7 protein-coding genes and 1 tRNA gene are annotated in these 11,783 nt (G+C 36.0%); 6 read left to right on the top strand and 2 right to left on the bottom strand.

Going from position 1 to position 11,783, the window contains the following annotated elements; genetic code table 11:
- The 6 genes from Q0787_RS12505 to Q0787_RS12480 form a co-directional block, all read left to right on the top strand.
- The coding region (locus tag Q0787_RS12505; protein WP_298903081.1) for a LamG-like jellyroll fold domain-containing protein at positions 1-4,746 on the top strand (4,746 nt) is incomplete at its 5' end.
- A 131-nt stretch (positions 4,747-4,877) separates the two neighbouring features.
- Positions 4,878-5,693, top strand: coding sequence for a T9SS type A sorting domain-containing protein (locus tag Q0787_RS12500; protein WP_298903080.1), 816 nt, complete (start codon positions 4,878-4,880; stop codon positions 5,691-5,693).
- 70 nt (positions 5,694-5,763) lie between these two features.
- Positions 5,764-6,930 carry a PLP-dependent aspartate aminotransferase family protein gene (locus Q0787_RS12495; RefSeq protein WP_298903079.1) on the top strand — a complete coding sequence of 389 codons (1,167 nt, stop codon included), beginning with the start codon at positions 5,764-5,766 and terminating at the stop codon, positions 6,928-6,930.
- Complete coding sequence (rlmF, locus tag Q0787_RS12490) at positions 6,923-7,813, top strand: 23S rRNA (adenine(1618)-N(6))-methyltransferase RlmF (RefSeq protein WP_298903078.1); 891 nt, start codon at positions 6,923-6,925, stop codon at positions 7,811-7,813. The genes Q0787_RS12495 and rlmF overlap by 8 nt, the downstream gene beginning before the upstream one ends.
- A gap of 43 nt (positions 7,814-7,856) precedes the next feature.
- Positions 7,857-8,573 (top strand): bacillithiol biosynthesis deacetylase BshB1, encoded by a 717-nt coding sequence (bshB1, locus tag Q0787_RS12485; RefSeq protein WP_298903076.1) that lies wholly within the window; start codon positions 7,857-7,859, stop codon positions 8,571-8,573.
- A 131-nt stretch (positions 8,574-8,704) separates the two neighbouring features.
- Positions 8,705-8,780 (top strand) — tRNA-His (locus Q0787_RS12480).
- 54 nt (positions 8,781-8,834) lie between these two features.
- Here Q0787_RS12480 and Q0787_RS12475 read toward each other — a convergent pair.
- Positions 8,835-9,965 carry a sterol desaturase family protein gene (locus Q0787_RS12475; RefSeq protein ID WP_298903075.1) on the bottom strand — a complete coding sequence of 377 codons (1,131 nt, stop codon included), beginning with the start codon at positions 9,963-9,965 and terminating at the stop codon, positions 8,835-8,837.
- 163 nt (positions 9,966-10,128) lie between these two features.
- Positions 10,129-11,703: a M28 family peptidase gene (locus Q0787_RS12470; RefSeq protein WP_298903074.1), complete on the bottom strand. Its 1,575-nt coding sequence runs from the start codon at positions 11,701-11,703 to the stop codon at positions 10,129-10,131.
- Positions 11,704-11,783 lie beyond the last annotated feature (80 nt).

The raw sequence follows: 11,783 nt of genomic DNA, 5'->3' as shown, positions 1-11,783 counted from the left end.
GTGACAAGTTTAACAGCACCAACAGCTACAGATAACTGTGGAGGCACAGTAACTGTAAGTCATAATGCAACACTTCCAATTTCAGGCGAAGGGACAACAACGATAGTAACTTGGACTTATGACGATGGCAATGGAAACACAAGCACGCAAGATCAGAATGTGATTATCGATGATACAACTGGACCAGTTGCTCCTAGTTTACCAACGATTACTGGTGAATGTAGTGCGACCGTTTCGGTACCAACAACAACAGATGGTTGTTCGGGAACTATTACAGGAACCACAGGCAATCCTTTAGTATATAACACTCAAGGATCTTTTGCAATCACATGGAATTTTGATGATGGCAATGGTAATGCAATTGATGTGGTTCAAAATGTAGTCATCAATGATACTACAGATCCAGTGCCTGTTTGTCAGGATTTAACTGTTCAATTAGATAATACGACTGGAACCGCTACGATTACAGGAGCACAAATTGATGATGGGTCAACAGATAACTGTGGTACAGTTAATTTCACATTATCTCAAAGTGTATTTGATTGTACAGATATAGGAACTAATGTCATTGTACTTACTGTTGATGACGGAAATGGGAATTCTGCTATTTGTACATCTACAGTGACTGTGGTTAGTCCAACAATAACAGGAGGGACTGTATTAGGTTACTTAAATAATACAGAAACTATAGCTGACGCCGATAATTTGGTAGAAGTAACGGCATGTCCAGATGAACCACAAAATGCAACGTTTAATTTGTCAGGTCACACAGGAAATGTGGCGTATTGGCAAGCATCAACTAATGGTGGTCTTATTTGGACTAACATCGCAAATACAACAACATCTTATTATTTCGCTGATATTTTAGAAACAACATTGATAAGAGCTGTTGTACAGATAGGATCTTGTCAGGCGACATCTTCTATAGTTAGAGTCGTTGTGATACCACCAGACATTCCGCCAACAATTGTTGGTCCAGATACATTTGATACATGTTTAGGAGCAGATATTACGGTTGTAGCCCAAAGCTCATTTGCTACTAATCCAGAATTAAATGATGGTGGTGAATTTAACCAAGCTAATTTACCAGGTTGGTTAGTTGATGGAAATGACGGTGTCTCTGGGTGGAGTGCTTCAGGCAGTAATACATCACCGACCCCTTGGAGAGGTATTAGTAATGGTAATGCGAATAATTCTAGTAATATTACTGAAGGCGTAAGGTATAAAAATCAAGGAGGAGGTAAGTTTGCCATAACTTATGGTGATTTTAACGGAGCCGATCCGTCACCACCTGTAACAACACTTGAGACTGCCGTATTTAATACGTTAGGTTTGTCTTCTGCTAGTATTGATTTTCAATCGGCATATTACCTACAGTCTGGTGCCATTGGAATGGTTGAGTTATCAGTTGATGGAGGCGCAACATATCCAATAAGTTTAATGAGCTTTAGTGGACCTGGTGATTCAGGTGGATTTGTGAATTTAGGAGGAGGAGCTAATAATGTACCAACGATTGACCTTCAAGATGCAGGCAATGCTGTGTCTTTTGATTTAACAAACTATATAGGACTAACTAACCTTAGAGTAAAGTTCACATTCACATCAACAGTTGGTAGTTCATGGGCTATTGACGGCATTACGATTCCTCAAGCTCCAGTTGATGAAGTTATTGAATGGGAAGATGGTACAGGAACTGTAGTAACAACAGGAGCAACAACAACGATTACACCTGTAACACCTGGAATTCAGACTTATGGTGTAACTTCTCTAATAAATGGATGTAGGGCCATAGGTTCAGAAGGAACCGAATTTATTGATGTTAATGCATCTCTGGCTTATGCTGGGGAGGATATTACCCAGATTATAGGAGAGTGTGGAGAGGACATCAACTTAAACGCCTATAATAATAACTTGACAGCAGCTCAAAATGTTTCCAATGGTGTGTCTAATCCAGCCGTGTTTACAACAGGAACTTATCCTGGAACAGGAGAAGCTGGCGTATGGTCTGCAACACAAACATCAGGTTGTGGTGGGAACTATACTTTCTCAGATGTTGGTAGTCCAACTTCTAAATTTTCGGCAGACCCAGGAACATATCAATTAACATGGACCGTTCCTACTATTGGCTGTTCAGATAGTATCGAAGTAATTATTCAGAGTTGCCCAACGATAGATTTCGACGGAACTAATGATTATATTACGTTCAAGGATAATTATAATCTAACAAATCAGTTTAGTATTGAAACTTGGATTAAGCCTGAATCTGTTACAGGAACACAAACGTTGTTTTCTAAACGTGATGCCAATAACTTATCTACGGGATATGATTTAAGGTTAGTAGGAACGACAGTACAGTTTAATTGGAATGGTGCTGGTTCAATTCAATCTTCTTATCCAATATCAACAAATAGATGGTATCATATAGCGGTTACTAATAATAGTGGTAGTTATAGATTATATATTGATGGTGTCGAAGTAAGTACACCAGTGGCAGGTTCTGCCCCTTCAACAAATACAATGAATAGTTTAGCAGGCGCAATGGATCAAGCTAATAACGCTCCAAATCGACCAGTGAATTATTTTAATGGATGGATGGATGAGCTCCGTATTTGGAATACAGCGTTGACAACAGCTCAAATTCGTCAGATGATGAATCAGGAGATTCAAGATAATACTGCAGTAAGAGGGACAGTAGTTCCTTTAGATATTGCTGGTTTATCTTGGGCAGATTTAGACGGATATTATAGAATGGATGTGAATTGTGGTACTCTAGTGGCTAATAAAGGGATTAGAGGGCTATTAAGAAATATGACTTCTGCACAACAAGAAACCGCTCCTTTACCATATACGTCTAGAGTAGATGGTCAAAATTGGGCTACAGATAATACATGGACAAACTTTAATGTTTGGGATGCACCTAACAGTTTAGGTATTGATAATGCCACACCAATTGATTGGAATATTGTTGAAATATCTCATGATATCAATTCTGGAAATAAAGATATTACTGTTTTAGGGTTGATTTCAGATACACCAAATAAAGTTCTTGATATTAAGGATCCTGGGTCAGCTCAGGATGAAACAAACGACGGACAGTCATTGCGAGTTACACATTACCTGAAGTTAGATGGAGATATTGACCTATTTGGTGAGTCTCAATTACTACAAGATGAAGGCAGTATTTTGGATGTTACTAGTGCTGGTAAGTTAGAACGAGATCAACAGGGTACAGCCAATCTATATAATTATAATTATTGGAGTTCTCCTGTAAGTACATTAAGCATTGCATCAAACAATAATCCATTTAATGTAAATGGTATTTTAAGGGATGGATCGAATTCAAATAGTCCTCAAACCTTACAATGGACTGGAGCTCATGACGCCAATGGAGCAACAACGCCTATTACCTTGAGTAGTTACTGGTTATTTGCTTATGAAAATTATCCTTTCGATAGTTATGCATCATGGAGAGGTTTAAGTGAGACCGACAATATTGCTACAGGTTTAAGTTTTACAATGAAAGGAAGTGGTGTAGGAAATCCTGTAAGCGCTGTTCAAAATTATGTGTTTATAGGAAAACCAAATAATGGAACAATTACAACACCAATAACTATTGGTAATCAAGCCTTAATTGGAAACCCGTACCCATCAGCAATAGATGCCAATGCTTTTATTCTTGATAATATTCCGGGAGGAAACCCAGGTACATCTCAAAGTACAGATGGAACTTTGTATTTCTGGGAGCACTACACATCAAACTTTACGCATATTTTAGAAGACTATGAAGGTGGTTATGCCACATATAATTTAACTGGTGGAAATCCAGCAGTATCGCCTCCATTAGTAAGCGGGAATGGAACACCAACCAAATTACCTGGACGATACGTACCAGTATCACAAGGGTTCTTTGTTACAGCGAGTAATGTTGGTGGTAATATTCAATTTAAAAATAGTCAGCGTACGTTTGTAAGAGAAACATCGGCAAGCTCAACGTTTATAAGATCCAGTAATCCAAATTTGTATTCAACAGATGAAGATCCTAATACAGATATTAAACGTGTACGTCTAGAATTTAAAACAACTGAAGGTGCCAAACGACCATTATTACTTGGTTTTGTTCCAAATAATCTAGCTACAGATGGTATAGATTATGCCTATGATGCAGAAAATTCTGATTCGGTATTTCCTAATGATATGTTCTTTAGAATTCAGGAAGGAGATTTTACAACTCAAGGTGTTGGTGATTTTGATGATACCAAGGAATATCCTTTGGTGGTCTATGTTGATACTCCTGGATTATATGAAATATCCCTTATAGGTTTAGAAAACTTCGAAGACGCTATTAACGTCTATATCTATGATGCTCTCTTAGATGACTATGCTGATATAAGCAGTACTGCTTTTCAAATTGCGCTAGATGCAAATACCTATGAGAATCGATTTTATGTAACATTTTCTTCGGAAACAGCCTTATCTATTCCAGAGGAAGACTTAAACAAACATCTCATTGCATTCTTTAATACTACTCAAGAAATTTATGTGAATATGGCTAACATTTCAGATGTTAAGACTATAAAACTTATAAACTTATTAGGCCAGGAAGTTCAAAATTGGGATAACACATCGACATTCGTGATTGATGGAGCCATTAGAATTCCGGTGAAGAATATAGCTGAAGGTTCATATATCATCAAAGTAAACACTAATGATGGTATTTATAACACTAAAGTTATTATTAAAGAATGATATAAATTCTTACAAATATAAATCTATTAAATGCATTTCATCGAATATTTATGCATTTAATGGATTTTTTTATATTTAATTACTACATTGGCGCTTAACTAAAACTAAATTTTCATTAAAGCCCTAATGTAATGAAAACGATTGCCTACATCTGTTTAGCAGTGCTGTTATGCACTACTTTAGAACCAGTACATGCTACTGCAAATCATAATGCACCCACTGTAAATTCTGAAATTCAACGTGTTCGAATTGATATTACAACACCACTAGGTTATACCCGACACTTACTTTTAGGGTTTACCCCTGATAATGCGGCGACAGATGGTTTTGATTTTGGCTATGATGCCCAAAACATAGACAATTATAATAACGATTGCAATTGGCTTATCAACGATAATCGTTACGTTATTCAAGGCGTTGGCTCGTTTCATGAAAGTAAAACATATCCCTTAGGTTTATTTTTGACAGATTCTGGCGATGTTGAATTTTCTCTGTTAGGATTAGAAAATTTTGATGATACTATAAATGTTTACATTTATGATGCTATGGATGATTCGGTGACTTCAATTTCCGATAGTAATTTGGTAGAAACCATTGCGCAAGGAAATCACTTAAATCGTTTTTTTATTGCATTTACAAATGATGTCAACTTAATGAGTTTTGCTAATAGTCAGTTATCGGTAAATGACTTCAATCAACAAACTACTGAAATTAGCTACATTTCATCTACTAAAGAGTTACGAATAAAAACCACTAATGCTTTAGAAATTCAAGACATCAGACTGTTTAGTATTTTAGGAAAAAAAGTGAAACATTGGAAAAACTTGAAATCGGATTCATCTGGAATGCTTAAGATCCCAGTATCTAATATTTCCGAAGGCACTTATCTTGTAAGCGTTAAAACGAAGGCTGGATTGTCTAATAAACGTCTTATTATCTCCCATTGATTAAAACTATAATGCATCCATAATTCTTTGGTCTTCTTTTTGTAAATTTAGTGTTCACAAATTAAAAGCTATGTCAAAGAAAAAACTAGGGATACATACCATTTGTACACATGTTGGCGAAATTAAAGATGAGCAATTTAAAGGTGCTATCTCTCCAATTTATATGTCTACATCTTATGAGTTTGATAATGTGGACATAAAGCGTTATCCACGTTATTTTAATACACCAAATCAAGAACATTTATCAAAAAAGATTGCAGCTTTGGAGCGCGCAGAATCTGCCATGATTTTTGGAAGCGGAATGGCAGCTATTAGTCATATGTTTTTAGCATTTCTTCAAAAAGGCGATCATCTTGTTGTGCAAAACACCCTGTATGGCGGGACGAGTAATTTTATTCGTGAAGAGTTTCATAAATATGGTATAGAATATACATTTACTAATAGTCATAAAGAAGCCGATTTTATTGCTGCGATAAGGCCTAATACAAAGGTGATTCATATTGAAACACCATCAAATCCTTTATTAACAATTACAGATATTAAAGCCATTGCCAGTTTGGCAAAATCAAAAGGGATTATTACTACTATTGATAATACCTTTGCGAGCCCTGTAAATCAAAACCCGTTAGACTTAGGGATTGATATAGTAATGCACTCGGCAACCAAATATTTAGGTGGTCATAGTGATATTCTGGCTGGAGCAGTAGCAGGTTCTAAAGACCATATTGATCGGATCTGGAATGTCTCTAAAAACTTGGGAGGAAGCCTAAGTGATATGACAGTTTGGCTCTTAGAACGAAGCATGAAAACATTAGCACTTCGGGTGAAGTCACAAACAAAGAATGCCAAGAAATTGGCTAAATTTTTAAATAAGCATTCAGATGTTACCAAGGTTTACTATCCTGGTTTAAAAAGCCACCCAGAACATGAACTTGCCAAATCGCAGATGCATGATTTTGGAGCAATGATTTCTTTTGAATTAGCCAATGGTATAGATGCTATGGCATTTCAAAAACAACTGCATTTAATTAAATCATCTATGAGTTTAGCAGGAGTAGAGAGCACCATGTTATTACCATCAGAAACGTCTCATGCTTTACTAACGCAAGAACAACGTGATGCTGTAGGTATAAGTGATCGACTCATACGTTTTTCGGTAGGTATAGAAAATTATAAGGACCTTAAAAAAGATATCGAACAAGCTATTACTAAAACTAAAGTCGCCGCATTTGCATAAACATAATAAACATTCAAAAGGCTATGATTTTGAAGTCTTAGTAGCTAATTCTCCAGAATTAGAAACATTTGTATTCACAAATTCGCATGGGAAATCAACCATAGATTTTGCTAATCCTAAGGCCGTTAAATCTTTAAATACAGCATTATTAACATTGTATTACGCCGTGTCGTATTGGGAATTTCCCGATGATCATTTATGTCCGCCAATTCCTGGACGCGTAGAGTATATTCATCTTTTAAATGATCTCTTGGTAGCCTCTGGGTTACGTGAGGATGTCACTGTTTTAGATATAGGAACAGGAGCAACATGTATATATCCACTCTTAGGACAAGCCGAGTACGGATGGCGTTTTATTGCTACGGAAATAGATAAAGGAGCTTATAAAAATGCTCAAAAAATTATAAATAAGAATGGGTTGGATGAGGTTATTACATTGCGATTTCAGAATAATCCACAGTGGATTTTAAATGACGAGATTTTACCTTCTGAACGCGTTGCCGCTAGTATGTGTAATCCGCCGTTTTATAAAAATGAAACAGAAGCATTAGAAGAAACCAAACGGAAATTGAAAGGTCTTGGGAAAAATACCGATACTATAGTTAGAAACTTTAGCGGAACAGCTCAAGAATTATGGTATCCAGGTGGAGAGAAGGCATTTTTACATAATTATTTGTACCAAAGTTCTCAATTAAAAAAGAATTGCTTTTGGTATACGAGTTTAGTGTCTAAAAAAGACCATGTTAAATCCATGGAGACATCGCTTAAAAAATTAGGAGCTACAAAAATTAAAAAATTAGAACTGTCACTTGGAAATAAAATAAGTAGAGTCATGGCGTGGACATTTTTATCGGATAAAGAACAACGCGATTGGAACTCATAAATTATGACAGAATTTGTAATTTGCATATTATTAAATTAAATAGATGAAATTAGATATATTGGCATTTGGCGCTCATCCTGATGATGTAGAATTGGGTTGTGGTGGAACAGTTGCGAAAGAAGTTGCTAACGGCAAAAAGGTTGGAATTATTGATTTAACACGTGGTGAGTTAGGAACGCGAGGTACGGCAGAAACTCGAGATCAAGAAGCAAGTGATGCTGCACATATTTTAGGTGTCACCGTTAGAGAAAATTTGGGTTTTGCTGATGGTTTTTTTATAAACGACAAAGAGCATCAATTGGAGGTTATTAAAATGCTTCGGAAATACCAGCCAGATATAGTATTATGTAATGCCTTTGACGACAGACACATTGATCATGGTAGAGGAAGTAAGTTGGTAAGTGATGCTTGTTTTTTAAGTGGTTTAATTAAAATAGAAACAACACTTGATGGTGTGAATCAAGATAAATGGCGGCCTAAACAGGTGTATCATTACATTCAATGGAAGAATTTAGAACCCGATTTGGCCGTAGATATATCTGGACATATTGATGTAAAAATGGCTTCTGTCTTAGCTTATAAAACACAGTTTTATGACCCAAAGAGCGATGAACCACAAACACCTATTTCGAGTAAAAACTTCACAGATAGCATTAAATATAGAGCTAGAGACCTTGGGAGACTCATTGGAACAGATTATGCCGAAGGATTTAATGTAGAAAGACATATTGCTGTAGATAGTTTGTTTGATTTGAAGTAATAATTTAAAAAAAGTCTTTGTAGAAACTACGAAATAATTTACATTTGCAGTCCAATTTAAATGGTGGCTCGGTTTCAGCTAATTTGAGCATTCCTTTTGGGAACTTTTAAAAGTTTAAATAAAATAAAAATGGTGGTTGTAGCTCAGCTGGTTAGAGCGTCGGTTTGTGGTACCGAAAGTCGCCGGTTCGAACCCGGTCTTCCACCCAAAATTACAAAGCCTTTCACTTGTGAAAGGCTTTTTTTGTAGTATTATTTTTCATTAGCGCTCACTGGCATCTTCTAAATCTTCTTGTGGGTTTTTTACAAAAGGATATATAAATTGTTTGCCGTAACCTTTTGGGTAGTGAACATCGCCTAAGCCTGTGCTTTCTGGCCAATCTTTACCTTTATCATAATAAGTGCCGAAAATCATATCTATAAACGGAAAATGAATTGCGAAATTTTTATCATACGCTTTGGGATCGTCAGAGTGATGCCAATGATGAAATTGTGGTGTTACAAATATATATTTTAAGAATCCAAAGTTAATTCTTGTATTGGCATGAGCTAAAACAGCTTGAAAGGAGACAATAACGATATATGTAAAAAAGACAGAACTATCGAAGCCACATACATATATTGGAATGAATGACATTGCTCTAACCACTACTAAATCGAAAAAATGAGTTCTAGAACCAGCGAGCCAATCTAAGTTTTTGGTAGAATGGTGTACCGCATGAAAGCGCCAGAGATAAGGTATTTTATGAAAGAAATAATGTGCTGTATATTGGAATAGATCTGACACCAATAACGCTACAAATAATTGTGGTAAAAAAGGTATGGATTGAATGGTGTTTTGAAAACCTTCCAAACCAATATTCTTAAACATTGTTGTTGCTGGATATTGTACAATGACACCAATAATTTGTATGAATAAATGACTTACGATAAAATAGACAAGATCAGTTCTCCACTCGCTATGAAATTTGGACTGTTCTGTACGTTTTGGTAAAAAGAGTTCTATGGGAACAAATACAATGGCAGAAACTAAGACGTCAATAAGTAACCAATCTAGACCTATGGTGAACGTTTTGTCTTGAATACCTGTGCCTTCTGGTAATGCCGATCCTAGTAAAATTGTAGCGGCAATGATAATTGTGGAAATAAAACCGTAACGTTTTTTCTTGCTTAAAATGAAACTCGTAAAGGCAAAAATGAATGAAAGTATTAGAACTACAAGAATAGACCATTTCACAATTTGTGGGTTGTAAATGTCTCTAAAATCTTTGGTAGTAAATACATCTGGAAAATAGGCACAAATAACAAAGCCTAAGGACACAATGGCCAAAAAAATAGAAAGATATCCGCTAATTTTCCCTTCACCAATTTTAAGTCTTTTGTTCTCACTCATAATATGTGTATTATATAAAGAAAGGTTCAAGATAATTAAAAATTTGTCTTGAACCTTTCGATTGCGTTAGCGATTGAGGTATTTGTTGAAGCTCCTCGCAGAGAGCGACTACCGAAAGCGCGACCCTAAGACGTTATAACGAAGTAGGGTAACGCCCACCTCGTTATTTGGTTTCGGCTTTATCGACTATAAGTCGGCCTTCGCGATTAGCAACCTCCCAAGCTGTATAAAATACTAATCGTGTTCTATTTTCTAGTAAGTCATATTCAATTTTGTCTGCTGTGTCTGATGGTCTATGATAGTCATCGTGAGTTCCATTAAAATAGAAAATAACTGGAATATTATTTTTTGCAAAGTTGTAATGATCACTTCTGTAATAAAAACGATTTGGATCATTATCATCGTTGTAGGTGTAATCTAACTCTATGTTTGTGTATTTTTTATTGGCCTCTTCTGATAGGTTATGCAGTTCGGTACTTAATTTATCACTTCCAATGAGATAAACATAGTTTCTGTCGCCTTTACGTTTTGGATCTACACGACCAATCATGTCAATATTTAAATCGGCTACCGTATTTTCTAATGGAAAAATAGGATCGTTATCTGTATAATGTCTAGACCCTAGAAGCCCTTTTTCTTCTCCAGTAACATGCAAAAATAGAATTGAACGTTTTGGTCCATTACCATCGTTGGCCGCTTTTTTAAATGCTTCGGCAATTTCTAAAAGTGCTATTGTTCCAGAGCCGTCATCATCTGCGCCATTATAGACTTGCCCATCTTTTACACCTTCATGATCTAAATGTGCGGAAATTACTAAAATTTCATCAGGTTTTTCTGTACCCTTAATAAGTGCTACAACATTTTCTGATGATACTTTATCTGACTGGCTCTTAATGTCTAGTTTTACAGAAGTTGGCGCTTTTTTAGATGTTTTATCTTCATTGATTTTTGGAAATAATTTAAAAGCCAGATTTTGGTTTATCATTATAAATGGGGCAGAAGGTGCATTCGATTTTAATGATATTCTACCAGCTTCACCAGACTGTGCAACGGCACGATAATAATTGTTGTACCTCTCGAAAAGTGCTGCATCTAAGTAAAATATAGCTTTAGCACCTTTTTCTCTTGCTGTACTACGTTTTGAAGATATTGAAGACCTACCAGAACTCCATTTTGTTTCTTCGGCTGTTCCTGTAGTCACGTAGTTTCCATTGGCATCCTTGGGTTCGCCAGATTTTGCCAATACAATTTTACCTTTTACATCAACACCTGTGTAGTCTGAGTAGTTTTCTGAGTCGATACCATATCCAACATATACTATGTTTGAAGCATCGATAGTTTGTGATTCAGAGGCACTAGTGACTATAAAATCTGTAAACTGCTCGAAGCTAGTTCCATTGACTTTTAATGCGGCTTCAGGTGATTTTCGTCTTTGAAGCGGAACCTCTTGGAAGTAGTCGTCTCCAGATAATGGAGAAGAAATTCCCATTTTCATATATTGTTCTTTGAGGTAGTTTACGGCTTTTTTCTGACCTGGTTCTCCAGTCTCGCGACCTTCAAATTCATCGGAAGCGTAAGTATAAAGCATTTCTTTTAATTCATCTGAAGTAATGCTGTTTCCGTATTCTGTTGGGTCAACAGGAGCCTTAGCATTTGCTTGCTTTGTTGCGTTTTGATTTGAACTACCGCAGCCTACAAGGAGTAAGGCGATAGCTAAAGTTTTTAGTGACGTCTTCATTATTTAAGTGTTACTTAGTTTTGTAGCACTAATATTACGAAATTTCTAGGTGACTTCTAGTATGGTAGCGTGGTCTTTAA

It is taken from the genome of uncultured Psychroserpens sp. (assembly GCF_947492715.1).
Lineage (GTDB): Bacteria > Bacteroidota > Bacteroidia > Flavobacteriales > Flavobacteriaceae > Psychroserpens.
Note: the sequence above shows the minus strand (reverse complement) of the source record. Positions and strands in the feature narration are given on the sequence as shown.